Annotated in this window: 25 protein-coding genes; 13 read left to right on the top strand and 12 right to left on the bottom strand. The window is 74.4% G+C overall.

Going from position 1 to position 22,781, the window contains the following annotated elements:
- Nucleotides 1–31: 31 nt before the first annotated feature.
- The gene (locus OG989_RS17420; protein WP_327027613.1) at nucleotides 32–673 is read right to left on the bottom strand and encodes a GOLPH3/VPS74 family protein; all 642 of its coding nucleotides are present in this window, start codon (nucleotides 671–673) and stop codon (nucleotides 32–34) included.
- A gap of 126 nt (nucleotides 674–799) precedes the next feature.
- Between OG989_RS17420 and OG989_RS17415 the strand changes: the two genes are divergently transcribed.
- From OG989_RS17415 to hrpB, 3 genes are read left to right on the top strand one after another with little or no spacing between them, the layout of a single operon-like run.
- Complete coding sequence (locus OG989_RS17415; RefSeq protein WP_151456261.1) at nucleotides 800–1,642, top strand: helix-turn-helix domain-containing protein; 843 nt, start codon at nucleotides 800–802, stop codon at nucleotides 1,640–1,642.
- A 39-nt stretch (nucleotides 1,643–1,681) separates the two neighbouring features.
- Nucleotides 1,682–1,882, top strand: coding sequence for a DUF397 domain-containing protein (locus tag OG989_RS17410; RefSeq protein WP_132235920.1), 201 nt, complete (start codon nucleotides 1,682–1,684; stop codon nucleotides 1,880–1,882).
- 30 nt (nucleotides 1,883–1,912) lie between these two features.
- On the top strand, nucleotides 1,913–4,519 hold the full coding sequence (gene hrpB / locus OG989_RS17405) for an ATP-dependent helicase HrpB (RefSeq protein ID WP_327031187.1): 2,607 nt from the start codon (nucleotides 1,913–1,915) through the stop codon (nucleotides 4,517–4,519).
- 63 nt (nucleotides 4,520–4,582) lie between these two features.
- Here the strand turns inward: hrpB and OG989_RS17400 are convergent, their stop codons facing one another.
- Nucleotides 4,583–5,308, bottom strand: a complete 726-nt coding sequence (locus tag OG989_RS17400) for a PP2C family protein-serine/threonine phosphatase (protein WP_151456716.1) — start codon at nucleotides 5,306–5,308, stop codon at nucleotides 4,583–4,585.
- 228 nt (nucleotides 5,309–5,536) lie between these two features.
- Here OG989_RS17400 and OG989_RS17395 point away from each other — a divergent pair, with 228 nt between their 5' ends.
- The 4 genes from OG989_RS17395 (at nucleotide 5,537) to OG989_RS17380 (ending at nucleotide 10,306) form a co-directional block, all read left to right on the top strand.
- Nucleotides 5,537–8,149, top strand: coding sequence for a glycoside hydrolase family 9 protein (locus tag OG989_RS17395; protein ID WP_327027611.1), 2,613 nt, complete (start codon nucleotides 5,537–5,539; stop codon nucleotides 8,147–8,149).
- A gap of 211 nt (nucleotides 8,150–8,360) precedes the next feature.
- Nucleotides 8,361–9,296, top strand: a complete 936-nt coding sequence (locus OG989_RS17390; protein ID WP_327027610.1) for a hypothetical protein — start codon at nucleotides 8,361–8,363, stop codon at nucleotides 9,294–9,296.
- A 50-nt stretch (nucleotides 9,297–9,346) separates the two neighbouring features.
- Nucleotides 9,347–9,607, top strand: a complete 261-nt coding sequence (locus tag OG989_RS17385) for a hypothetical protein (protein ID WP_327027608.1) — start codon at nucleotides 9,347–9,349, stop codon at nucleotides 9,605–9,607.
- Nucleotides 9,608–9,772: 165 nt separating this feature from the next.
- Nucleotides 9,773–10,306 carry a GNAT family N-acetyltransferase gene (locus OG989_RS17380; RefSeq protein WP_327027607.1) on the top strand — a complete coding sequence of 178 codons (534 nt, stop codon included), beginning with the start codon at nucleotides 9,773–9,775 and terminating at the stop codon, nucleotides 10,304–10,306.
- A 52-nt stretch (nucleotides 10,307–10,358) separates the two neighbouring features.
- Here OG989_RS17380 and OG989_RS17375 read toward each other — a convergent pair whose 3' ends face one another.
- Genes OG989_RS17375 through OG989_RS17365 form a run of 3 tightly spaced genes read right to left on the bottom strand, consistent with a single transcriptional unit; the run spans nucleotide 10,359 to nucleotide 13,068 of the window.
- Nucleotides 10,359–11,324, bottom strand: a complete 966-nt coding sequence (locus OG989_RS17375) for a TIGR03885 family FMN-dependent LLM class oxidoreductase (RefSeq protein WP_327027606.1) — start codon at nucleotides 11,322–11,324, stop codon at nucleotides 10,359–10,361.
- A gap of 55 nt (nucleotides 11,325–11,379) precedes the next feature.
- Nucleotides 11,380–12,792 carry an NADP-dependent succinic semialdehyde dehydrogenase gene (locus OG989_RS17370; RefSeq protein WP_327027605.1) on the bottom strand — a complete coding sequence of 471 codons (1,413 nt, stop codon included), beginning with the start codon at nucleotides 12,790–12,792 and terminating at the stop codon, nucleotides 11,380–11,382.
- Between the two features lie 12 nt (nucleotides 12,793–12,804).
- Complete coding sequence (locus tag OG989_RS17365) at nucleotides 12,805–13,068, bottom strand: DUF6343 family protein (RefSeq protein WP_151456710.1); 264 nt, start codon at nucleotides 13,066–13,068, stop codon at nucleotides 12,805–12,807.
- A 278-nt stretch (nucleotides 13,069–13,346) separates the two neighbouring features.
- Between OG989_RS17365 and OG989_RS17360 the strand changes: the two genes are divergently transcribed.
- The gene (locus tag OG989_RS17360) at nucleotides 13,347–13,970 is read left to right on the top strand and encodes an antibiotic biosynthesis monooxygenase (protein ID WP_311412887.1); all 624 of its coding nucleotides are present in this window, start codon (nucleotides 13,347–13,349) and stop codon (nucleotides 13,968–13,970) included.
- A gap of 201 nt (nucleotides 13,971–14,171) precedes the next feature.
- Nucleotides 14,172–15,023: a GDSL-type esterase/lipase family protein gene (locus tag OG989_RS17355; RefSeq protein ID WP_327027603.1), complete on the top strand. Its 852-nt coding sequence runs from the start codon at nucleotides 14,172–14,174 to the stop codon at nucleotides 15,021–15,023.
- Nucleotides 15,024–15,096: 73 nt separating this feature from the next.
- On the opposite strand, the gene OG989_RS17350 is transcribed toward OG989_RS17355, so the two are convergent.
- The 3 genes from OG989_RS17350 to OG989_RS17340 all read right to left on the bottom strand — a co-directional run bounded on the left by OG989_RS17350 (nucleotide 15,097) and on the right by OG989_RS17340 (nucleotide 16,983).
- Nucleotides 15,097–15,855, bottom strand: coding sequence for an EcsC family protein (locus OG989_RS17350; RefSeq protein ID WP_442791871.1), 759 nt, complete (start codon nucleotides 15,853–15,855; stop codon nucleotides 15,097–15,099).
- 38 nt (nucleotides 15,856–15,893) lie between these two features.
- Nucleotides 15,894–16,037: a hypothetical protein gene (locus OG989_RS17345; RefSeq protein ID WP_165947802.1), complete on the bottom strand. Its 144-nt coding sequence runs from the start codon at nucleotides 16,035–16,037 to the stop codon at nucleotides 15,894–15,896.
- A gap of 103 nt (nucleotides 16,038–16,140) precedes the next feature.
- Nucleotides 16,141–16,983 (bottom strand): peptidase M23, encoded by an 843-nt coding sequence (locus OG989_RS17340; RefSeq protein WP_327027600.1) that lies wholly within the window; start codon nucleotides 16,981–16,983, stop codon nucleotides 16,141–16,143.
- Nucleotides 16,984–17,400: 417 nt separating this feature from the next.
- Between OG989_RS17340 and OG989_RS17335 the strand changes: the two genes are divergently transcribed.
- The 3 genes from OG989_RS17335 to OG989_RS17325 are packed head-to-tail and all read left to right on the top strand — an operon-like array spanning nucleotide 17,401 to nucleotide 19,499.
- Nucleotides 17,401–18,321, top strand: coding sequence for a proteasome assembly chaperone family protein (locus tag OG989_RS17335; protein ID WP_151455215.1), 921 nt, complete (start codon nucleotides 17,401–17,403; stop codon nucleotides 18,319–18,321).
- A 37-nt stretch (nucleotides 18,322–18,358) separates the two neighbouring features.
- Nucleotides 18,359–19,156, top strand: a complete 798-nt coding sequence (locus tag OG989_RS17330; protein WP_327027598.1) for an exodeoxyribonuclease III — start codon at nucleotides 18,359–18,361, stop codon at nucleotides 19,154–19,156.
- A 28-nt stretch (nucleotides 19,157–19,184) separates the two neighbouring features.
- Nucleotides 19,185–19,499, top strand: a complete 315-nt coding sequence (locus OG989_RS17325; protein ID WP_327027597.1) for an antibiotic biosynthesis monooxygenase family protein — start codon at nucleotides 19,185–19,187, stop codon at nucleotides 19,497–19,499.
- An 89-nt stretch (nucleotides 19,500–19,588) separates the two neighbouring features.
- Here OG989_RS17325 and OG989_RS17320 read toward each other — a convergent pair whose 3' ends face one another.
- The 4 genes from OG989_RS17320 to OG989_RS17305 all read right to left on the bottom strand — a co-directional run bounded on the left by OG989_RS17320 (nucleotide 19,589) and on the right by OG989_RS17305 (nucleotide 21,925).
- A complete protein-coding gene (locus tag OG989_RS17320) occupies nucleotides 19,589–19,789 on the bottom strand; it encodes a DUF397 domain-containing protein (protein WP_327027596.1) in 201 nt (66 codons plus the stop codon).
- Nucleotides 19,761–20,549: a DUF5753 domain-containing protein gene (locus tag OG989_RS17315; protein WP_327027595.1), complete on the bottom strand. Its 789-nt coding sequence runs from the start codon at nucleotides 20,547–20,549 to the stop codon at nucleotides 19,761–19,763. Before OG989_RS17315 ends, OG989_RS17320 begins: the two co-directional genes overlap by 29 nt.
- Nucleotides 20,550–20,687: 138 nt before the next feature.
- Nucleotides 20,688–21,365, bottom strand: a complete 678-nt coding sequence (locus OG989_RS17310; RefSeq protein WP_327027594.1) for a class F sortase — start codon at nucleotides 21,363–21,365, stop codon at nucleotides 20,688–20,690.
- 8 nt (nucleotides 21,366–21,373) lie between these two features.
- On the bottom strand, nucleotides 21,374–21,925 hold the full coding sequence (locus OG989_RS17305) for a hypothetical protein (RefSeq protein ID WP_442791870.1): 552 nt from the start codon (nucleotides 21,923–21,925) through the stop codon (nucleotides 21,374–21,376).
- A gap of 222 nt (nucleotides 21,926–22,147) precedes the next feature.
- On the opposite strand from OG989_RS17305, the gene trmB reads away from it, so the two are divergent.
- Nucleotides 22,148–22,777 carry a tRNA (guanosine(46)-N7)-methyltransferase TrmB gene (gene trmB, locus OG989_RS17300; RefSeq protein ID WP_327031184.1) on the top strand — a complete coding sequence of 210 codons (630 nt, stop codon included), beginning with the start codon at nucleotides 22,148–22,150 and terminating at the stop codon, nucleotides 22,775–22,777.
- The last annotated feature ends 4 nt before the right edge of the window (nucleotides 22,778–22,781 follow it).

Raw genomic sequence — 22,781 nt, 5'->3', positions numbered from 1 at the left:
CCGGTTCGAGGGGAGGGAGGGGTGGAGGGCGTCAGCCGACGCCGCGCAGCACGGCGGCGCCGACGGCGGCCTCGGTGTGCGCCACGAGTTCCCGCAGTGGCGGGGGCAGCGCCGGGATGAGCACGCCCAGCCGGTGGTGTGCCCGGGGGCTGGCGCTCCACAGCACCTCGCGGCTCAGCCCGGCGGCGACGACCAGACCCAGCAGCGTCCCGTCGGGCACGCTCGGCGGTTCCGGCCGGTCGAGCAGGGCGCGCAGCCGGGTGGCCGGCCAGGCCACCGCGTTGAGGTCGATCGGCAGGTAGCTGACGGTGGTGCGCAGCAGCCGCCGGGTCTCCTGCCGGCGCAGCACCCCCGCTCTGACCAGCCGCTCGCCCACCGAGGTGGTGGCGGTCTGCGCCAGGAAGCTCAGCCAGGTACGCACCGGATGCTGCTGCGTCTCACCGACCAGCTGGTCCAGCACGGTGTGCGCCAGCGCGTCCGCCGGCGGGCGACGGTCGAGCACCGTGACGAGCCCGGCGGAGACGGTGGCGTGTCCACGTAGGACCAGTTCACCGAGCAGCCCTGCGGCGAGGCCGAGACCGGTCGCCGTCGGGTGCAGCTTCGCCTTGCCCCGACTGTCGTTGTGGGTGATCAGGAAGAACTCGTCGGCGATGAGCAACCGGTCCTCCCGCACGGGTTGTCCACAGTGATCGCAACCGGGCAAGGATGCACCGGCCGTGACTGCAACGCAACTCCCGTTTATGGAAGTTGCACTCCGTGCTGGCCCCACCTGCGGATCTTGCCGTGACAGACTCGGAGGGTGACCGCGAGCCCCACCGTCCGCCGCCGCCGTATCGCCCGGGAACTCCGCCAGTTGCGCGAGCGCGCGGGCATGACCCTGGACGTCGCCGCCCGGCAACTGGACATGTCCAAGAGCAACCTCTCCCGCATCGAGAACGCCCAGATCGGCATCAAGCCGCGCGACGTCCGGGCCGCCCTGGCGCTGTACGAGGTGACCGGGGCCGACGCCGAGGCGCTCATCGAGATCGCCCGCGGGGCGCAGCAGCGCGGCTGGTGGCAGAAGTACAGCGACGTCCTGCCGGAGTGGTTCGAGTTCTACGTCGGGCTGGAGGCGGAGGCGGCGAGCCTGCGCACATACGAGGTCGAGGCGGTGCCCGGGCTGTTGCAGACCGAGGCGTACGCGCGGGAGGTCTTCCGGCGCACCGCGGGCGAGGACGGGATCGAGCGCAAGGTCGCCGCGCGGCTGCATCGGCAGAACGTGCTGCACCGCGACAATCCGGTCGAGCTGTCCGTGGTGCTCAACGAGGCGGTGCTCTGCCGCCCGGTCGGCGGCAACGCCGTGATGGCCGACCAGATGGCCCACCTCGCGAAGGTCTCTCAACTACCGAACGTGACCCTCCAGGTACTTCCGTTCTCCGCCGGCGGGCATCCGGCGATGAACGCGCCGTACGTCGTGCTGACGTTCGCCGACACCGCCGACGCGGCCGTGGTTTACCTGGAAAACCTCACGATGGGGCTGGCTCTGGAGGAGGCCGGACAGGTGCGCGGGTATAGCCTTGTGCACGAGGAGATGTGCCGGATGGCACTCGGTCCGGAGGCGTCCCTGACCCGCCTGACGGAAGCTTCTCGTCACTTTGCGTGACCGTTGACGCGGCGCGCCGGCACAGACGGGGGTACCGCGATGAGCGCGCTCGACCTGACCCGCGCCCAGTGGCGCACCAGCAGCCGCAGCGTGGGCAACGGCAACTGCGTGGAGGTCGCCGCCGCCGGGGACCGGATCGCCGTCCGGGACAGCAAGGACCGGCCCGGCCCCGTGCTGGCCTTCCCGGCGTCGGCCTGGCGCGCCTTCGTCACCGGCGTCGACGGGGTACGCCCCGGCTGAGCCTCTCCCCGGGCGGTGCGAGACTGGGCCGTGCTCTCGGACGTACCCCTCGACCTGCCCGTACGCCCGGTGCTGCCGGAGCTGGTCGCGGCGCTGCGCGGCGCCGGCGCCGGGGTGCTGGTCGCCCCGCCCGGCACCGGCAAGACGACCCTCGCCCCGCTGGCCGTGGCCGACGAGGTCCCCGGTCGCGTGCTGGTCGCCCAGCCGCGCCGGGTGGCGGCCCGCGCGGCGGCCCGCCGGATGGCCGCGCTGCTCGGCGAACCGCTCGGCGAGCGGATCGGGTACGCGGTGCGCGGCGAGCGCCGCAGCGGACCGCGGACCCGCGTCGAGGTGGTCACCACCGGGCTGCTGGTGCGGCGGCTGCACCGCGATCCCGAGCTGGCCGGCACCGGCGCCGTGCTGCTCGACGAGTGCCACGAGCGGCAGCTCGACGCCGACCTCGCGCTCGCGTTCGCGGTGGAGGCCCGGGCCGCGCTGCGCCCCGACCTCTGGCTGCTGGCGATGTCGGCCACCCCCGAGGCGGACCGCTTCGCCGCGCTGCTCGGCGGCGGTGGCGCTCCCGCGCCGATCGTCCGGGCGTCCTCGGCCCTGCACCCGGTGACCCGGATCTGGGCGCCGCCGCCCCGGCCGGTGGCCGCGCCGGGGGCCGGCCCGGTCGACCGGGGCCTGCTCGACCACGTCGCGGCGACGGTGCGCCGGGCCCTGCGCGAGTGCGACGGTGACGTGCTGGTCTTCCTGCCCGGTGCCGGCGAGATCGGTGCCGTCGCGGGCCGGCTGGCCGACCTGCGCGACGCGGTCGCCGTCCTGCCGCTGCACGGCCGGCAGCGCGGCGCCGACCAGGACGCGGCGCTGCGCCCGGCCGACCGGCGGCGGGTGGTGCTGGCGACGGCGGTGGCGGAGAGCAGCCTGACCGTGCCGGGCGTCCGGGTGGTGGTGGACGCCGGGCTGTCCCGGGTCGCCCGGATGGACCTGGCCCGGGGCCTGGGCGCCCTGGTCACCGTCGGCGTGTCCCGGGCGGCGGCCACCCAGCGGGCCGGCCGCGCGGGCCGGGAGGCGCCCGGGCACGTCTACCGCTGCTGGTCGGCGGCGACCCACGAGCGGCTGGCCGCGCAGCCGGAGCCGGAGATAGCGACCGCCGACCTGACCGGCTTCGCCCTGGAGCTGGCCGCCTGGGGTTCGCCGGACGGCGCCGGGCTGGCCCTGCCCGACCCGCCCCCGGCGGCGTCGATGACGGTGGCCCGCGACACCCTCACCACCCTCGGCGCGCTCGACGCCGACGGGCGGATAACCGACCGGGGCCGGGCGATCGCCGCGGTCGGGGCGCATCCCCGGCTGGCCCGGGCGCTGCTCGACGGGGCCGCCCGGGTGGGGGCGGACCGGGCGGCGGAGGTCGTGGCGCTGCTCGCCGAGGACACCGCCGCCGGGCCGGGCGACGACCTGACCGCCGCGTGGCGCCGGCTACGCGCGGGCGCGGACCCGGGCGCCACCGCCCGCTGGCGTTCGGAGGTACGCCGACTGCGCGCCGCCCTGCCCGACGCGCAGTCGCGACGGCCTGACCGGGGCCGCCCGCCCCTTGCTTCTGACGCAACGGCGGGAGGCCCCGGCCGGGCGAGGTCAGCCGGCGACCCCGCACGGGCCGGCGACGCGGGCCGGTTGACCGACGACCTGGCCGCCGGGCTGCTGGTCGGGCTGGCCCACCCGGAGCGGCTGGCCCGGGTGCGGCGGCCGGGCGGCTCGGCGTACCTGATGAGCGGCGGGACCGCGGCGGAGCTGTCGCCCGGGTCGGGGCTGGCCGGCGCCGACTGGCTGGCGGTCGCGGTGGCGGACCGCTCCCCCGGCGCGCCGACCGCCCGGGTGCGGCTGGCCACCCCGCTCGACGAGGCGACCGCCCGGGAGGCGGGCGGGCCGCTGCTGCGCACCGAGCGGGAGGTCGGCTGGGCCGGCGAGGACGTGGTGGCCCGGGAGGTGCTGCGGCTGGGCGCGATCGAGCTGGTCGAGCGGCCGATCGCCCGGCCCGACCCGGCGGAGGTGGCGGGGGCCCTGCTGACCGGCCTGCGTCGTACCGGCCTCGGTCTGCTGACCTGGACCCCGGCGGCGCGGGCGCTGCGCGAGCGGCTGGCGTTCTGTCGGCAGTCGCTCGGCGGCGACTGGCCCGACGTGGGCGACGAGGCGCTGCTCGCCGACGCGCCCGCCTGGCTGGGCCCGGAGCTGGCCCGCGCCCGCCGCCGCGCCGATCTGGCCCGCCTCGACGTGGCCGGGGCGCTGCGCCGGCTGCTGCCGTGGGCGCTGGCGGCGCGGCTGGACGAGGTGGCGCCCGAGCGGATCGCGGTGCCGAGCGGATCGCGGATCCGGCTCGACTACGCCGACCCGGCGGCGCCGGTGCTCGCGGTGAAGCTTCAGGAGACCTTCGGCTGGCGGGACGCGCCGCGCATCGCCGACGGCCGGGTGCCGGTGCTGCTGCACCTGCTCTCGCCGGCCGGGCGGCCGGTGGCGGTCACCGCCGACCTGGCCTCCTTCTGGCGCACCGGCTATCCGCAGGTACGCGGGGAGCTGCGCGGGCGCTACCCGCGCCACCCGTGGCCGGAGGACCCGACCACGGCCCCGCCCACCCGGCACGCCACCCCGCGCCGGCGCTGAACGGGCTCATGTCGTCACGAGGCTCCAGAGCGCTGAACCGGCTGGTTCGCTCGCGACGCTCGCTCACTCCTGCACGACGTCGGCGACGACCACCGTGACGTTGTCCGGCCCGCCGGCGCGCAGCGCCAGGTCGATCAACCGGCGGGCGCAGTCCGCGCGGTCGGGGTGCTCGGCGAGCACCTCGGCGAGGGTGTCCGGGCGCACGACGTTGGACAGCCCGTCGCTGCACAGCAGCCAGCGGTCCCCGGCCCACGGCACCATCGTCGCGTACGAGGGGGAGACCTCCTCGCCCTGCAACGCCTGGGTGACCACGGCCCGGCGTGGGTGGCTGCTGGCCTGGTCGGCGGTGATCACCCCCTGGTCGACGAGCATCTGCACGAACGTGTCGTCCCGGGTGATCTGCTTGAGCACGCCTTCGCGGAACAGGTAGGCGCGGGAGTCGCCGACGTGGGCGAGGGCCAGGCAGCTGCCCGTCCGGGCGAAGAGCAGGGCGGTCAGCGTGGTGCCCATGCCCTGGCGTTCCGGATCCTCGGCGACCGCCTGGTGGATCCGCTCGGTGGCGAGCTGGATGCCGCTCTGCAGTGCGGCTACCAGCGCGTGCTCCGGGGTCTCCACGTCCAGCGGAGCGACCGCGTCGATGGCGATCGCGCTGGCCAGGTCGCCAGCCGCCATCCCGCCCATGCCGTCGGCGACGGCGACGAGCCAGGTGCCGGCGTGCAGGGCGTCCTGGTTTCCGCTGCGGATCAGCCCACGGTCGCTCGTTCCCACGGAGCGCAGCTTCAGGGTCATGGGTGGCAGCCTGCCAGGCGGAGGGCTCAGTTGTCTCTAGGAGATCAGGACCTCGGCGCGTCGCGCGGTGAATCTCACTGTCCCGGGGGCCCGTCGGGCGGGTCCACGCCATCCAGCCGGATCGATTGACAGGGTGCCGGCGGCACTGGAACCATCGACAGGGTCTGGGAGCGCTCCCAGGTTGCCACCGCCATCCCCCGTCCCCGCAGTCGTCCGGAAGGAACACCCGTGACGCCATCCCGACGTCGCCTCGCACTGCTCGCGACCGCGACCGCCATCGCCCTGACCGGAGCCACCGCCGGCACCGCCCACGCCGAACCGCCCCCCGACGCCCCCGAGCAGATCGACAACGGCGACTTCAGCGCCGGCGTGTCCCCCTGGTTCTCCTACGGCACCGGCCCGCTCGCGGTCACCGACGGCCGGCTCTGCGCCACCGTGCCCGGCGGCCTGGCCAACCCGTGGGACGCCGGCATCGGCCAGGACGGCGTGCCGCTGGTCGCCGGGGCCGAGTACACGCTCGGCTTCGACGTCTCCGCCACCCCCGGCACCGCCGTCAAGGCCGTCCTGCAACTGGGCACCGCCCCCTACACCACGTACGCCAGCGTCGACGCCACCGCCAGCGGCACCGCCCAGCGGTTCGAGAAGACGTTCACGGTGCCCGAGGCGAACCCCGCCGCCCAACTGATCTTCCAGGTCGGCGGCAACGCGGCCGAGCAGACCGTCTGCCTCGACGACGTCTCGCTGCGCGGCGGCGACCCGCCCGCGCCGTACGTGCCCGACACCGGGCCACGGGTGCGGGTCAACCAGGTCGGCTACCTGCCCGGCGGACCGAAGAACGCCACAGTGGTCACGTCGGCGACCGACGCCCTGCCCTGGCAGCTCAAGTCGGCCGCCGGCACCGTCCTGGCCAGCGGCAGCACCACCCCGCGCGGCGTCGACGCCGCCTCCGGGCAGAACGTGCAGACGCTCGACTTCTCGTCGTACCGGACCCCGGGGGCGGGGCTGACCCTGACCGTCGACGGCGAGACCAGCCACCCCTTCGACATCTCGGGCACCCTCTACGACCGGCTGCGCGCCGACTCCCTCCAGTTCTTCTACGCCCAGCGCAGCGGCATCGCCATCGACGGCGACCTGATCGGCGCGGAGTACGCCCGCCCGGCCGGGCACCTCGGCGTCGCGCCCAACAAGGGCGACACCTCCGTGCCCTGCCAGCCGGGCGTCTGCGACTACTCCCTCGACGTGCGCGGCGGCTGGTACGACGCCGGCGACCACGGCAAGTACGTGGTCAACGGCGGCATCGCCACCTACCAGCTGCTGAACACCTTCGAGCGGACCCGCACGGCCGCCACCGCCGGGCACGGCGCGGCCCTCGGCGACAGCACGCTGCGGGTGCCCGAGCGCGGCAACGGCGTACCGGACGTGCTCGACGAGGCCCGCTGGGAGCTGGAGTTCCTGCTGCGCATGCAGGTGCCGGCCGGCAAGCCGCTCGCCGGAATGGCCCACCACAAGATCCACGACCGGAACTGGACCGGGCTGCCGCTCGCCCCGCACGACGACCCCGAGCAGCGCGAGCTGCACCCGCCGTCGACCGCCGCCACCCTCAACCTGGCCGCCGTCGCCGCCCAGTGCGCGCGGCTCTTCGCCCCCTACGACGCGGCCTTCGCGACGCGCTGCGGCACGGCGGCAAAGACGGCCTACGCCGCGGCGAAGGCCAACCCGACGCGGTACGCCAGCCCCGCCGACAGCACCGGCGGCGGCGCGTACGACGACACGAACGTCACCGACGAGTTCTACTGGGCCGCCGCCGAGCTCTTCCTGACCACCGGGGAGCAGCCGTACCTGGCGGACCTGACCGCGTCGCCGCACCACACCGGGAACGTGTTCGACCCGCGCGGCTTCGGCTGGCAGGGCGTCGCGGCGCTGGGCCGGCTCGACCTGGCCACCGTGCCGAACGGACTGCCGGCCGCCGACCTGGCCCGCGTCCGCGCCTCCGTCACCGGCGCCGCCGACGCCCACCTCGCCGAGGCGGCCCGGCAGGCGTACGGGCTGCCGATGCCCGGCGACCCGGACAGCTACTTCTGGGGCGGCAACGGCAACCTCATCAACAACGCGGTCGTGCTGGCCACCGCCTTCGACCTGACCCGCGACGCGAAGTACCGCGACGGCGCGGTGCAGGCGATGGACTACGTCCTCGGCCGCAACGCGCTGAACATCTCGTACGTGACCGGGTGGGGCGAGCACGCGGCGGAGAACCAGCACAGCCGGATCTTCGGCCACCAGCTCGACCCGGACCTGCCGAAGCCGCCCGCCGGCTCGCTGGCCGGCGGCCCGAACGCCGCCCTCCAGGACCCGTTCGCCGCCAAGCTGCTCGCCGGCTGCAAGCCGATGTTCTGCTACGTCGACGACATCAACTCGTACGCGACCAACGAGGTGGCCATCAACTGGAACTCGGCGCTGGCCTGGATCGCCTCGTTCCTGGCCGACCAGGGCGACTCGAAGGCGGTGCCGGCGCCCACCTGCTCCGCCACGTACACCAACTACGGCGCCTGGCAGGGCGGCACCGGGTTCACCGCCCAGGTGACCATCCGCAACACCGGCACCAGCGCGATCGACGGCTGGGCGGCCCGCTTCGCCTTCACCGGCGACCAGAAGGTACGCGAGGCGTGGCTGGCGAAGGCGACCCAGGCGGGGGCCACGGTCACCGCGAAGAACGAGTCGTACAACGCCAGGATCGCCCCGGGCGGCACCGTCACCTTCGGCTTCAACGCGGTGACCGGCGGCGGCGCCAACCCGGCGCCCGGCCTGATCACCGTCAACGGCGCGGCCTGCGCGCTCTCCTGACCGACCCGTGGTCCGGTGCGCGCCCAGGCGATCCGTCGCCTCGGCCGCACCGGCCCGAATCGTCCCAGGTGACGAGCGCGTCGCCCGCGTAACGGCCTCCCCCGGGTCCCCGGGGGAGGCCACCACCGGGTCCGGCCGCGACGCGGGCCGTGCGGCCGGCAGCCGCCGAATCCGGTGGACGGCAGGCGGGGCGTACGACAGGGTTGCCGGCATGGACGACGCGGAGCGGCGGGTCTGGTCGCGACTGCCGGACGACACCCGGAGCGCCCTGGCCGGCCTGAGCCCGGCGGACCTGCGCACGCTGCTGCTGGCGGTGGCCCGGGACCGGGCGGCGGCGGTACGCCCGGCGGACCTGGTCCGCCGCTGGCGCACGGACCGCTTCACCCGGCCGGCGGCGGCCGACCCCCGCGCGCTGGCCGCCGTCGAGGCCCGCCTGTGGGAACTACTCCCGGCGGAGTTCGCCGGCGTCGACCTCTCCCCCGTCGCGCCGATCGGCACCTGCTCGGTCGTCACGCCGATGAGCCAGAACCGCATCGTCACCACCTTCCGCGCCACCGAGGTGCTCAGCGACCCCACCAACGCGCTCGCGATCGAGGCCGCGGTGCGCCGCCGGGAACAGCCGGCCGGCGGCACCGTGCACCTGGCCGCCTGCCACCGGGTGCTGCGGGCGCAGGACTTCGGGCCGACCTGGTCGGCGCACTTCCGGCTCTTCACGCTGGTCTCCAGCGCCCGCGACACCGGCTCGGGGCGCACCGAGGCACGGCTGCTCACCCTGCACCTGGCGTACTGGCGCACGGTGCTCGCCACCCTGCTGCCGCCGTCGGCGGCGGCCCGGGTGCGCCTGACGTTGCTGGACAGCCCCGTGGTCGGGGAACGGATCGCCGACACCGTCCGGCCGACGCTGGGCCCGGCGGGCGTACCGCTGGTGGACGAACCGGAGCGCCGACGCGGCCGGGGCTACTACGTCGACGCGGCGCTGCGGATCACCGCCGGCGACGGCGCCGACGAGGTCGAACTCGGCGACGGCGGCTTCACGGACTGGACCGCCCGGTTCACCAGCGACGCCAAGGAACGCTGCCTGACCTCCTGCCTGAACACCGAGCGGCTCGTCGCGCTCACCGAGGCCCGGCGGCCAGCGGCGCCCTGACCACGATCAGCCGGCCCAGAGCCTGGCGGAGCCCGCCTACCATCATGGCCATGGATGCAACGGGGTGGATCCTGACCGGGATCGCGGCGACGGTCGTCGCCCTCATCCTGGTCGTGCTGCCGCTGAGCAGGCAGCGGGCGTCGCCGCCCGACGGGCGGGACGCGGCGTTGACGGCGGCGCGCAGGGCCATCCGGCAGTCCCGCCGGGACGGACGGCGCCGTGGGCGGGGCAGCCTCCGCGGCGAAGGGTACGGCGGGGATCCCAGCACGATGGGCACCGCCAGCTCCGGCGACTCGGGCGGGACGCCATGACCTCCCGGCGTAGCTGGCGCCCGGAGCGGTGAATCGTCCACGACATCAGCTCGACAGCACGAGCGCGGGGAGACCGCCTCCCTGGCCGGGGCTCGCGGCGTCGAGGGCCGACGTCCAGTCCAACCTGCTCGCGTCGAGACACCTGGTTGTAGCAGCATGTCCGTCATGAGCGACCAGCGGAGCCTGGGTCTGCGTCCCGGCGGCCCGACCGACGCGCCCGCCGTGCTGCGGCTGCTCGACGACGCCACCGCCTGGCTGGCGGCGCGGGGTCGCACCGGCCAGTGGGGCACCGAGGCGGCCTCGACCGACCCGCGGCGGGTCGCACAGGCCGAGGCCTGGACGAGCGGCGGCGGGCTGTGGCTGGCGACGCTCGACGACCGACCGGTCGGCGCACTGGTGGTCGGGACGGCGACCGAGTACGTGCCACCCGCCACCGAACCCGAGCTGTACGTGAACCTGCTGGTCACCGACCGCGCACACGCCGGGTCGGGCATCGGCGGCCGGCTGCTGGCGCACGCCGCGGAGCTGGCCCGGGAGCGCGGGCTCGGCCTGCTGCGGGTGGACTGCTACGCGGGCGACGACGGCGCGCTGGTCCGGTGGTACGAGCGGCAGGGCTTCACCGCCACCGACCTGTTCACGGTCGAGCGCCCGGGCCGCGACCCGTGGCCCGGGCAGGTCCTCGTCCGCCGCCTGCCCTGACGCCGGTCCGCTCACCCCGGGCAGGCACCGCGCAGGCCCGGGACGGGACCGCTCAGCCGGCGCTGCGCAGCTTCGGCAGCACCTCGGCGCCGAACGCGTCGATGAAGTCCCGCTGCTCCTGCCCGACGTGGTGCAGGGCGATCTGGTCGAAGCCCAGCTCCAGGTACTCCTCCAGCCAGCCGACGTGCCGGCCGAGGTCGGCGGAGACGTTCACGACGTCGTGGACCTTCTCCATCGGCACGTCCTGCGAGACCACGTCGAAGTGCTCCGGGGTCTCCAGGTCCCAGCAGACCGGCGGGGCGAAGACGTTGCTGCGCCACTGGTCGTACGCGAGCCGCTCGGCCTCGGCCTGCTCCGGCGCCCAGCTCACGTGCACCTGGAGGTGCAGCGGGCCGCGCCCGCCGGCGTCCCGGTACGCGTCGATCATCTGCCGCAGGTGCGCGGTCGGGGCGTTCACGGTGATCAGACCGTCCGCCCACTCGGCGCACCAGCGGGCGGTGGCCACGCTGACCGCCGCCCCGATCAGCGCCGGCGGCTGCTCCGGCCGGGTCCACAGCTTCGCCCGGTCCACCCGGACCAGGCCGTCGTGGCTGACCTCCTCGCCGGCCAGCAGCGCGCGGATCACGTCCACGCACTCGCGCAGCCGGGCGGTGCGGACGTCCTTGCGCGGCCAGTCGTCGCCGGTGATGTGCTCGTTGCTCGCCTCGCCGGTGCCGAGGGCGGCCCAGAACCGGCCCGGGTACATCGCCCCAAGGGTGCCGATCGCCTGGGCGATGATGGCCGGGTGGTAGCGCTGCCCGGGGGCGTTGACCACTCCGAACGGCAGGTTGGTCGCCTGGAGCGCGGCGCCGAGCCAGGACCAGGCGAAGCCGGACTGGCCCTGCCGGTCGCTCCAGGGCGCGAAGTGGTCCGAGGACATGGCGGCGTCGAAGCCGGCCCGCTCGGCGTGGATCACCGCCTCCAGCAGGGCGCGGGGATGGATCTGCTCGTGGGACGCGTGGAAGCCGAACACCGTCATGGCGTCACTCCGTACCCACGACGGCGTCCGGCTACGCCGACGAAGCCGGGCGGGGCTACTCCGCGTGCGCCCCGGCGCCGGCCGAGGCGGCCCCCTCGCCCACCCAGACGGTCTTGGTGTTGCAGAACTCCCGCATGCCGAGCGCGGAGAGCTCGCGGCCGTAGCCGGAGTTCTTCACCCCGCCGAAGGGCAGTTCCGGGTAGGACGTGGTCATCCCGTTGACGAAGACGTTCCCGGCGTCGAGGTCGACGGCGAAGCGCTCCTGCTCCTGCGGGTCCCGGGTCCAGGCGTTGGACCCCAGGCCGAAGGAGGTGCCGTTGGCCACCTCGATCGCCTCGTCGTACGACGACACCCGGTAGAGGCCCGCGACGGGCCCGAAGACCTCCTCGGACCACATCCGCATCTCCGGCCTCAGGTCGGTGACCACGGTCGGCGGGTAGAACCAACCGGGGCCGGCGGGCAGCTCGCCGCCGCAGAGCACGGTGGCGCCCTTGTCGACCGCGTCCCGCACCTGGGCGTGGATCTCGTCGCGCCCGCCCTCGCTGGCCAGCGGGCCGACGTCGGTGCCGGGGTCCATCGGATCGCCGACCCGCAGGGCCGCCATGTTCGCGGCGAACTTCTCGGCGAAGGCGTCGAAGACGTCGGCGTGCACGATGAACCGCTTGGCCGCGATGCAGGACTGGCCGTTGTTCTGGCAGCGGGCGGTAGTGGCGACCTCGGCGGCCCGGTCCAGGTCCGCCGACGGCATCACCACGAACGGGTCGCTGCCGCCGAGCTCCAGCACGGTCTTCTTCAGCTCCCGGCCGGCGATCTGGGCGATCGACCGGCCGGCGCCCTCGCTGCCCGTCAGCGTCGCCGCGCGTACCCGCGGGTCGCTGAGCACCCGGTCGACCTCGGCCGAGCCGACCAGCAGGGTGGTGAACGCCCCCTCCGGGAAGCCGGCGCGGCGGAACAGGTCCTCCAGCAGCAGCGCGGTCTGCGGCACGTTGGAGGCGTGCTTGAGCAGGCCGGTGTTGCCGGCCATCAGGGCCGGCGCGGCGAAGCGCAGCACCTGCCACAGCGGGAAGTTCCAGGGCATCACCGCGAGCACCGGCCCAATCGGCTGGTAGCGGACGAAGGCGCGGGTGGCCTTGACCGCTCCGGCGTCGGCGGGCTCGTCGGCGAGGAACTCGGCCGCCTTCGCCGCGTAGAAGCGGCAGGCGGCGGCGCACTTGGTGACCTCCGCCTGGGCCGAGGCGTACGTCTTGCCCATCTCGGTGGTCATCAGCCGGGCGATCTCGTCGCGCTCGGCCTCCAGCAGGTCGGCCGCCGCGTTCAGCCAGCGCCCGCGCTGGTCGACGGTGGTGCCGCGCAGCTGGCGGTACGCCAGGTCGGCCCGCTCGATTGCGGCGTCGATCTGCTCCGGCGACATCGGTTCGTACGTCTTGAGCGTCTGTCCCGTGGCGGGATTGGTGGTCGCGATGGGCATCTCGTACTCCTGTCACTCGAAGAGTGAGTGGCGGGCTCCCGGTTCCTCCCGGCGGCGGGCGGCGCGGCGCCGCTGGATGATGATCAGGTCGACCACGGCGACCACCGCGAAGACCACGCAGAGGACCCCGAGCCACACCAGGTCGGCGTTGAACGCCAGCACCGCGAAGACGGTCATGGTCACCAGACCGAACCCGGCGAGCACGAGCCGCATGTTGAGCGCGCTGTAGGCGTGGCCGACCGTGCCACGGGCGCGCCGGGGCTGCGATCTCGTCATCTCACCGACCTACCCCCGATCGACCCGCTTAACCCGCCCCGGCGGTGGGCCCCGGGCTCCCCCTGCTCCCCGCGCGGGTTGGCCGGCCGCCACCCCGCCGGTGGGCCGCGCCGGCCCCGCCGGTCCTGCCGCGCCGGCCATCGCGGTCGGCCGCGCCGGCCCCACCGGTCCTGCCGCGTCGGCCCTCGCGGTGGGCCGCGTCACCCCGCTGGTGGGGTGCGTCATACCGGTGGCCCGTGAGCCTGTCGAACCGGCTCCGAGCGGAGAGGATGGCCGGTATGACGATGACCCACGCGCTGCCGGTGACCGTCGCCGTCGCCCGGCGCACCGACCCCGCCCGGACCAGCGAGATGGTGGCCTGGATGCGGGCCGGCACGGCGCTGGCCGAGGCGTTCCCGGGGTTCCTCGGGTCCGGCTGGGTACGCAGCGCGCCCGGCTCCGGGGAGTGGCACATCATCTACCGCTTCGCCGACCACGACACGCTGCGCCGCTGGGAGGAGTCCCCGCAGCGGCACTGGTGGCTCTCCTCGGCGCAGGGCATCGTCGAGCACACGCGGGTCGAGCGGCGTACCGGCGTCGAGGGCTGGTTCGACCCGCCGCCGGAGCACGTGGCGCAGACCGTGCCGGTCAGCGCCGAGCCGACGGTCCCGCCGCCCTCCCCGCCGCGCTGGAAGCAGGCGGTGACGATCTGGCTGGCGTTCTTCCCGCTCAGCCTGACCGCGACGCTGCTCACCAGCCGTTTCCTCCCGGACGTGCCGCTGGCCGCCAGGGTGCTGATGATGACCCTCACGCTGACCCCGCTGATGACCTACCTGGTGCTGCCCCGGATCACCCGGACCCTGCACTGGTGGCTGCACGGCCAGCCCGCGCCCTGGCGCGCCGACCCCCGCCTGGCGCGCTGACCCCCGCCCGGCCCACCGGCCTCCGCCTCGCGCGCTGGCCCCCGCCCGCCACGCTGGCCCCGCCTGACGTATCGATCCGCTAGCATGCGAAGCCGAGCGGGAACAGCCCTCTGCCGCATTGTCGACAGCGGCGGGTTGCCCCACCGGGGCCGCGCTTAGAGTTACCGCGCTGTCGCTCTCCGCTGCGGGACTGGGGATGGTATGCCTCGACGCTGGGTCACCGTGGCCGCCTGTCTGCTGGCGCTGGTCGCGCTCGCCTGCGAGGGCGGCGGGGAGCCCGGCTCCCGCCCGCCGCGGGAGACGCCGTCGCCCGGCTCGCCCGGCGGCATCGCGGCCCTCGGCGACTCGATCAGCACCGGCTTCGGCTCCTGCCTGGTGCTCGTCTCGTGCGAGCGCAACTCCTGGTCCACCGGCGACGGGCTGCGCGTCGACAGCCTCTACCGGCGGCTGCTCGACCGGAACCCGGCGATCCGGGGCAAGGCCCACAACCACGCCAGCCCCGGGGCCCGCGCGGCGTCGCTGGAGGGGCAGGCCCAGCGGGCGGTACGCGACCGCGTCGACCACGTCACCGTGCTGATCGGCGCCAACGACGTGTGCCGGGGCGGCATCGAGGCGATGACCCCGGTGAAGCAGTTCCGCGCCGAGGTGGACCGCGGCCTGCGGGTGCTGCGGCAGGGGCGACCGAAGGCCAGGGTGCTGGTGGTGAGCGTGCCCAACCTGCACCGGCTCTGGGAGGTCGGGCACACCGACGCGCGGGCGGTGCGGGCCTGGAAGCGGGGCGTCTGCCCGGCGCTGCTGGCCAACCCCACCTCGACGGACCCGCTCGACCGGGCCCGCCGGGCGGCCGTGCGGGAGCGCATCGCCGACTACAACGCCCAGCTCGCCGCCGCCTGCAAGGCGTACGGCTCGCGCTGCCGGCACGACGGCGGGGCGGTGCACCGCGTGCGGTTCGACCTGGAGCTGGTCAACCCGCTGGACTGGTTCCATCCCAACGCCGCCGGGCAGGACCGGCTGGCCGACGTGGCGTGGCGCGCCTCGGGCCTCGGCTCCTGACCCTGCCGGCCGACCGCACACCCGCAGGGGCGGGCGGGCGGACGGGCGGCGGGATGGCGGGTGACGACCGGCGTCAGGGCCGGCGGGGCTCGGGGACGGTCGGTCCGCCGTGCTGGCGGTAGAGGGCGTGGGAGCGCACGGCGAGATCCTTGGTGGCCGACGAGTTGGCCCAGGTGCCGAGCACGATCGCCGCGCCGGGCACCACCTTGGCGAAGACCCGCTTCGCCGCGCGCACCCCGGCCATCTGGGCCAGTCGCACGCCGAGGCGCAGCATGACCTTGCCGAGCGGGTTCTGCCCCCCGCTGCCGAAGAGGGCCCCGGCGCGCTCCCGGCCGGCGGCCACCCCGAGCGCGAGCCGGGCGCTCTCGGCGACCTTGTGCACCTTCTGCAGCACCAGCAGGTCGGTCGCCCGGTCGCCGTGCAGCGGGTCGACCCCGTACGCGGCGGCGACGTGCAGCACCATCCGGGCCTGCGTCCAGGCCAGGATCCCCACGTCGATCACGGCGCCGGGCAGCCCGGCGGCGCCCGACACCGCCCCGGAGAGCCGGGCGTGGTTGACGAACTTGCGTACCGCCTGCTCCGCCAGGGCCTCGGCGGAGACGCCGGGCTGCTCGGCCCGGGCCCGCGCGGCCCACTGCGCCGCCTCCGGCCCCAGCCGGCGTACGGCCTCCAGGGCGAGGTGCTCGGGGGCGTACTGCGGGTCCTCCCGCATCCGGTCCCAGAGCTTCAGCGGCGGCGCCTCGGTGGCCTCCTGCGTCGGTGCCGGAACCACGGCCGGCGGCTGAGGTCCTTCGGCGACGCGCTGGTCGTCGGCGGGCGCGGGATCGGTCACAGGGTCTCCCGGGGGTCGGAGAGGTCGGCGGTGACGGGTCAGCGGCGGTTCTGGAGCTTGGCCGCGAGACCCCGGAGCTTCTGCTGGGTGCCGGGCTTGGCCAGCTCGCGACGGCCACGGTCGACCATCTGCTGACCCTTGGGCGAACGCAGGAAGGTGCTGATCCGCTGCATCAGTGACATGTCGTCCTCCAGTCGGTGGTGCCTGTTCCATGTGTACCTCGGAGCGACAACACATGTACCCCGGATGCGCGAACCGCAACCGTCCACTGTGGTTGGTAGGAGCCTACTGCCCGGCCTCCAGGCACGCCGCGACGACCTTGGAGGCGCGCCACTCGTGCTTGGCGTAGTGCTCCGGGTAGGCGGAGATCTGCACCGCCTGGGCGGCGTCGGTGAGCCGCATCTGCTGCCAGCCCGGCACCCGCGCCAGCGCCGAGAGGAACTGTCGGGTGGCGAACTCCGGGTCCATCAGCTCACCGACCTCGCCCCAGCCGCTGCTGGAGCGCTGCTGGAACAGCCCGACCGAGTCGTGGTCCCACCCGATGCCCTGGTGCGGGTACTCGCGGGACTCGGGGAGCACCCCGCTGGCGACGTTGTAGAGGTTGCTCTCCTGCATCGCGGTGGCGACCGCGATCACCAGCGCGCGCCGGGGCATCCCCATCTCGCGCCCGGTCCGCACGATCTCCTCGGCGTTCTCCATCTGGGCGTCGTCGAGCCCGACGACCGGGGCGGGGTCGATCGGCTTGCGGGTGGTCTTCTCCGGTGCCGGGGTGGTGGTGTCCGGGTCGGCGGCGCGGGTCGGGGTCGGGCTGGCGGAGGTGGCGACGCGTTCCACCTTGCGGGAGGCCGGGTCCGGCTCGGCGCGCTCGGCGAGCGCGGAGGGGGCGGCGGCGGGGGCCGGGTCGGCGGAGTCGTCCCCCGCGCCCTGGGCGACGGCGGTCAGGCCGAGGCAGCACAGCACGCCGGTGGCGAGGGCGATCCGGGCCCGGGCGGGCCCGCGTGTCAGCAGGTGGGCGTACGCCCCGGCGGCGCGGAGGGCGGTTGACCGAACGTACGAGGGGGTATCGTTCGAACGGCCAACCGGGTCACCGGGGGCGATCTGGTCGTCGAGGGTGCGGTCGTCACGCATCAGCCGAGGCTAGGCAGGCCCACCCGCCGATCACCCCGGGTGATCTCGTGGCTTTCCTCACGATATGGGCTGGGCCTGGTGGACGCCCCTGCCGCCCCGGGCAGCCCGGGGGACGGACCTCGCGGACCGGTCAGACCTCCGGGTCGCCCCGGCCCGCCCCTGCGCGCCCGAAACACGGACAAACCCCCACCGTCCGGCCCATGATCCCCAAACTCGCCCGTTCGGCCGATAGCCTGGTCGTCCTGACGGTCAACGTTCCTCGTCCGCCGGTGGGCTTGCGGGCATACGCCCGATTACCGGACAGGTGACGACCCGCGGCGGGGCGCGGCGAGGAATGCACGAGGATGGCGGGTACGTTCCCCGAACCGGGTGCCCTCGCGCGGCGACCCGTACGCACGACCAGGGAGGTCCGCACCGGTGCTCGACCCACACGAGCTCTACGAGCTCACCGACGATCTGCCCGACCTCGGTCAGCCGGTCCTGATCCAGACCCTCACCGGCTTCGTCGACGCCGGCAGCGCCACCCGACTGGCGAGGGAGCAGCTGCTCACCTCCCTGGACGCCCGCCCGATCGCGCGGTTCGACGTCGACCAGCTCTTCGATTACCGCTCGCGCCGCCCGGTGATGACCTTCGTCGAGGACCACTGGGAGTCGTACGACGCCCCGGCGCTGGAGCTGCACCTGCTCCGCGACGACGACGAGACCCCCTTCCTGCTACTCACCGGCCCGGAGCCGGACCTGCAGTGGGAGCGCTTCGTGGCCGCGGTGGCCGGCATCTCCGCGCGGCTGGACGTCCGGCTCACCGTCGGGCTCAACTCGATCCCGATGGCCGTGCCGCACACCCGGCCCGCCGGGGTGACCGCACACGCCACCCGCCGCGAGCTGATCGCCGGCTACGAGCCGTGGTTGCAGCGGGTGCAGGTGCCGGGCAGCGTCGGGCACCTGCTGGAGTACCGCCTCGGCGAGCTGGGCCGTGACGCCCTCGGTTTCGCCGCCCACGTGCCGCACTACGTGGCGCAGACGGAGTACCCGGCCGCCGCCGAGGTGCTGCTCGCCTCCGTGTCCCGCAGCACCGGGCTGCTGCTGCCCCGCGACGGGCTGCGTTCGGCGGCCGAGGTGGTCCGGGTGGAGATCGACCGGCAGGTCGCCCAGACCGACGACGCCGCCCAGCTGGTGCAGGCCCTCGAGGAGCAGTACGACGCGTTCGCGCGCGGCCGGGGCGAGAGGAACCTGCTGGCCGCCGAGGCCGGGCCACTGCCCACCGCCGACGAGCTGGGCGCCGAACTGGAGCGGTTCCTGGCCGAGCAGACCCGCCCGGGCGACACCCCGGGCAGCTGAACCGGCGACACGCGGGGGGATGGGGCAGGCTGGTCACATGCGCCTGGCGACCTGGAACGTGAACTCGGTGAAGGCCCGCCTGCCCCGGCTGCTGGACTGGTTGGCGGGCACGGGCCCCGACGTCGTCTGCCTCCAGGAGACGAAGTGCCCGGACGGCGCCTTCCCGGTGGCCGAGGTGGGCGAGCTGGGCTACACGGTGGCCAGCCACAGCGACGGTCGGTGGAACGGGGTGGCGATCCTGTCCCGGGTCGGCCTGGCCGACGTCACGGTGGGGTTCCCCGGCGAGCCGGGCTTCCCCGATCCCGAGGCCCGGGCCATCTCGGCGACCTGCGACGGGGTCCGGGTCTGGTCGGTGTACGTGCCGAACGGCCGGGCCCCGGACGACCCGCACTACGCGTACAAGCTCGCCTGGTTCGCGGCGCTGCGGGACGCGGTCGAGACGGAGCTGACCGGCGGCCTGCCGCTGGCGGTCTGCGGCGACTTCAACGTGGCGCCCACCGACGCCGACGTCTGGGACCCGGCGCTGTTCACCCACTCCACGCACGTCACCCCCGCCGAGCGGGCGGCCCTCGCGGCGCTGCGCGACCTCGGGCTCTCCGACGTGGTGCCCACGCCGATGAAGGGCCCGCACCCGTTCACCTACTGGGACTACCGGGCCGGCATGTTCCACCAGAACAAGGGCATGCGGATCGACCTCGTGTACGCCTCGGCGCCGTTCGCCCGGGCGGTCCGCTCCGCGTACGTGGACCGGGAGGCGCGCAAGGGCAAGGGGCCCTCCGACCACGCGCCGATCGTGGTCGACGCCGACCTGGTTCCGGCCGTCGAGTCGTTCTGAGCCCCGGCCCCGTCGCTAGGGTGGAGCCATGGCAGTCGTGAAGATCAACGCGATCGACGTCCCTCCAGGCGCGGGCGAGGAGCTGGAAAAGCGGTTCGCCGCGCGGGCCGGGGCGGTGGAGAACTCCCCCGGCTTCCTCGGCTTCGAACTGCTGCGCCCGGTGGCCGGGGAGAACCGCTACTTCGTCTACACCCGCTGGGAGACCGAGGAGGCCTATCAGGCGTGGGCTGCCGGCCCTTCCCGCGCCGCCCACGCCGGGACGGGCGAGAAGCGTCCCCCGGTCGCCTCCGGCGCCACCCTCCTGGAGTTCGAGGTCGTCCAGCAGGTCCCACCCCGCCCCTGACCCGTCGCGCGAGGCGGCACGGTCCCAGGCGGCCCAGGAACCAGAACATGCCCCCGGCATTCGCCAGGGGCATGTTCATGCCGCCGCAGTCAGCCGACCGGGCCGATCTCCTTCGCCAATGTCACGAAACCGCGCCACGCGTCCCGGCCGAAAATGAGGGTTGCGCCATCGCGATCCTTCGTATCGCGAACCAGCACGTGATCGCGAAGGTTGTCCGCGACCTCGACGCACGATCCGCCGTTGTTTCCGCTCTTCGTGCTCTTACGCCACTGCGCGCCGGCCAGATCCATGATGCTCTGCTGCTTTCGTGATGAGGTCTAGTGACTGCGCCCGCGAGAGGGCTTCGCCCCGAATTCTTTCCCACCGGACAACGAGCTTAGCAACGTCCACGGTCTCGGAAATGACCTCTGCTCGCGCCTGGCTGTCGACATGAGCGACCTGTTCGCCCTCGGGCAGCTCGGCGAGAATCAGCGGCCCGCCGAGACCCGGATACATCCCCACGGACGAAGGAACCACATACACCTGCACGGAAGGCAGCCGCGCGCACGCCGCGAGGTGTTCGCACTGTTCGCGCATCAGTTCTCGATCGCCGTCGACGGCTCGCCAGAGGACCGCTTCGTCCATGACTGCGATCAGCAGCGGTGGCCGCTCCCGGTGCAGCACGGCTTGTCGATTCAGACGCGCCTCGACCAGCTCATCCAGCTCGCTGGTGGACAAGGGCTCACCGGCCAACGTCGCTTGCGCGTACGCCTTGGTCTGGAACAGACCCGGCACCCAGGCCAGCTCGAACCACTTCAGCGCGACCGCTGCGCGTTCCCAGTCCACCCACTGTCGGAGCCACACCGGTTCCCGCCGCTTCAAGATGCCTGGCCAGAGATCCAGCACTTCACGGCCGAGAAGATCCGCGACCTTCGCCCGGTGACGAGACTGCGGAATATGTCCCGGGTTTGCCCACCGGGCCGCCGTCTTCGGATCAACGCCTATCTCGGCTGCGAGGTTGTCGGCAGTGAGGCCGGCCGCAGTCATCGCCTCGATCACCGCATAGTTCATCCAGCGCCCTCTCCGGACATTCCGATGCACCCTCGGTTCATCCTGCTACACAGTGTGATGAGCTGGCAACTGTCTGGCAGGTGTGTCCGGGCCGCATGGGCACCCGATCCGGCAGCGAGCGTGAGTGGGAGCCTGCGTTCAGGGGTTGCGGGAGGAGAGCAGGGTGGCGAAGGCGATGATGTTGTCGGCGTAGCCCGTCCGGCCGCCGAGCCAGTCGCCGCCGCAGGTGATCAGGCGCAGGCCCGCGGGGCCCTCGTCGCCGTAGACCCGCTCCGCCGGCAGCCGCTCCTTGGGGAAGTGCTCCACAGAGTCGACCCGGAACACCACGACCGATCCGTCCGCCCGGGCCACCTCGACGGTGTCGTCCGGGCGCAGCTTGTGCAGGTCGTAGAAGACCGACGGGCCGCGCTTGGTGTCCACGTGCCCGACGATGACCGACGGGCCCGGCTCGCCCGGGGTGGGGCCCCGGTCGTACCAGCCGGTCTCGTCGGCCCGCTCCAGCGGCGGGACGGCGATGGAGCCGTCCCGGGCCTGGCCGACGGGAGCCACCGGGGCGGACACCTTGATCGCGGGAATCGACAGGCGCACCGGCCGGCTGGCCGCCAGCGCGCCGTTCTCGCTGCGGGCCGGCCGGTCCTGTCCTCCGCCGGCGGCCCAGTCGAACGGCCCGGCGGTGCGCCCCAGGCCCGCGCCGGTGGCGAAGACCCCGGCCAGCACCAGCACCACCGCCAGCGGCACCGACCAGGGGCGGCGTCCGGGCGGCCGTGGGTTGCGGGCCGCTGTGGTGGCCGACTGCGGGGCGGGTGCGGGGACCATGACCGGGCTCAGCGACGGGCGGTACGCGGGCGGCGCGCCGCCCGGACCGCGAGCACGATGCCGGTCACGATCAGCGCGAGGCCACCCGGAAGCAGCAGCCCGCCGGTGAAGCCACCGCCGCCACCACCACCGAACCCGGTCGCCGGGCCGCGACTGGGCTTCACGGCCTTGACGACCTGGAGCATGGTCGAGGCGGTCTCGCCGTCGCGACACTCCAGCTTGATCCGGTAGTTGCCGGGCCGGGTGCGCTCCCGCACCATCGGCGCGGCGGTCAGCGTGCCGTGCTGCGGCTGCACCTGCACCCGGCCGAAGGCGTCCGAGACCACGGTGGCGGGGACCGAATTGTCCTGGCAGCTGGCCCGGATCCCCACCAGGAAGCCGGGCTCGACGGTGCTCGGGCTGACCTCGACGAAGACGCGCGGCCCCGGCTGGGGCGCGCCGGCCCGGGCCAGCAGAGCAGCGGTGGGCGGCTGGGCGGCCAGGGCCGGGGCGGCCGCGAGCAGGGGACCGGCGACCACGGTCACGATCGCCAGCGCCACACCGCCGCGGTGCACCGACACGACGCCCCCTCCCGGCGCGTTGGGGCAGTGCCGGGCAACACCAGACACCCGGTCTGCCGTACGGGATGGATCCTCTCATCCCCGGGCGAACATCACATCCGATTCGGCGCGGTCGTCGCGTACCCTCGGGTCGTTGTGACCTTCACCGACTCCCCCGCCGCCGCCGTCCCCGCGCCCGCCGCCGCCCGGACGATCCGGACCTTCCATCCGCGCCGTGGCCGGATGAGCAGCCGCCAGACGGACGCCCTCGACCGGCTCTGGCCGGTCTACGGCCTGGACGTGCCGGAGCGGCCCGGCACGCCGGTGGACCTGGCCGGCCTGTTCGGCCGGCGGGCCCCGCTGGTGCTGGAGATCGGCTCCGGGATGGGCGACACCACGGCCGAGATGGCCGCCGCCGACCCCGGTCGAGACTATCTGGCGGTCGAGGTGCACACGCCCGGAATCGCCAACCTGCTGGACCTGGTGGACCGGCACGCCCTGCGCAACGTACGGGTGGCGCAGGGCGACGCCCTGGACCTGGTCACGGGCCTGCCGGAGGCGTCGCTGGACGCCGTGCACGTCTTCTTCCCCGACCCCTGGCCCAAGTCCCGCCACCACAAGCGGCGGATCATCCAGCCGGCCCACGTGGCGCTGCTGCGCTCCCGGCTGGCGCCCGGCGGCACCCTGCACTGCGCGACCGACTGGGCCGAGTACGCCGAGGCGATGCGCCAGACCCTGGACGCCGACCCGGGGCTGGTCGACGCGCACGACGGCTTCGCCCCCCGCCCCGCCCACCGCCCGGTCACCAAATTCGAACGCCGGGCCCTGCGGGCCGATCGCCCGATCTTCGACCTGATCCACCGCCGGTCGTGAGAGG

It is taken from the genome of Micromonospora sp. NBC_01740 (assembly GCF_035920365.1).
GTDB lineage: Bacteria > Actinomycetota > Actinomycetes > Mycobacteriales > Micromonosporaceae > Micromonospora > Micromonospora reichwaldensis.
This window is presented reverse-complemented; position numbering and strand designations above follow the sequence as displayed.

Coding starts and splice junctions, on each gene's coding strand:
- OG989_RS17310 (WP_327027594.1), bottom strand. CDS start 21,365: ATGGTCCCCGCACCCGCCCCGCAGTCGGCCACCACAGCGGCCCGCAAC.
- OG989_RS17385 (WP_327027608.1), top strand. CDS start 9,347: ATGGATGCAACGGGGTGGATCCTGACCGGGATCGCGGCGACGGTCGTC.
- OG989_RS17315 (WP_327027595.1), bottom strand. CDS start 20,549: ATGAACTATGCGGTGATCGAGGCGATGACTGCGGCCGGCCTCACTGCC.
- OG989_RS17375 (WP_327027606.1), bottom strand. CDS start 11,324: ATGACGGTGTTCGGCTTCCACGCGTCCCACGAGCAGATCCATCCCCGC.
- OG989_RS17360 (WP_311412887.1), top strand. CDS start 13,347: ATGACGATGACCCACGCGCTGCCGGTGACCGTCGCCGTCGCCCGGCGC.
- OG989_RS17410 (WP_132235920.1), top strand. CDS start 1,682: ATGAGCGCGCTCGACCTGACCCGCGCCCAGTGGCGCACCAGCAGCCGC.
- OG989_RS17340 (WP_327027600.1), bottom strand. CDS start 16,983: ATGCGTGACGACCGCACCCTCGACGACCAGATCGCCCCCGGTGACCCG.
- trmB (WP_327031184.1), top strand. CDS start 22,148: ATGAGCAGCCGCCAGACGGACGCCCTCGACCGGCTCTGGCCGGTCTAC.
- OG989_RS17320 (WP_327027596.1), bottom strand. CDS start 19,789: ATGGATCTGGCCGGCGCGCAGTGGCGTAAGAGCACGAAGAGCGGAAAC.
- OG989_RS17390 (WP_327027610.1), top strand. CDS start 8,361: ATGGACGACGCGGAGCGGCGGGTCTGGTCGCGACTGCCGGACGACACC.
- OG989_RS17330 (WP_327027598.1), top strand. CDS start 18,359: ATGCGCCTGGCGACCTGGAACGTGAACTCGGTGAAGGCCCGCCTGCCC.
- OG989_RS17380 (WP_327027607.1), top strand. CDS start 9,773: ATGAGCGACCAGCGGAGCCTGGGTCTGCGTCCCGGCGGCCCGACCGAC.
- OG989_RS17370 (WP_327027605.1), bottom strand. CDS start 12,792: ATGCCCATCGCGACCACCAATCCCGCCACGGGACAGACGCTCAAGACG.
- OG989_RS17325 (WP_327027597.1), top strand. CDS start 19,185: ATGGCAGTCGTGAAGATCAACGCGATCGACGTCCCTCCAGGCGCGGGC.
- OG989_RS17365 (WP_151456710.1), bottom strand. CDS start 13,068: ATGACGAGATCGCAGCCCCGGCGCGCCCGTGGCACGGTCGGCCACGCC.
- OG989_RS17345 (WP_165947802.1), bottom strand. CDS start 16,037: ATGTCACTGATGCAGCGGATCAGCACCTTCCTGCGTTCGCCCAAGGGT.
- OG989_RS17355 (WP_327027603.1), top strand. CDS start 14,172: ATGCCTCGACGCTGGGTCACCGTGGCCGCCTGTCTGCTGGCGCTGGTC.
- OG989_RS17400 (WP_151456716.1), bottom strand. CDS start 5,308: ATGACCCTGAAGCTGCGCTCCGTGGGAACGAGCGACCGTGGGCTGATC.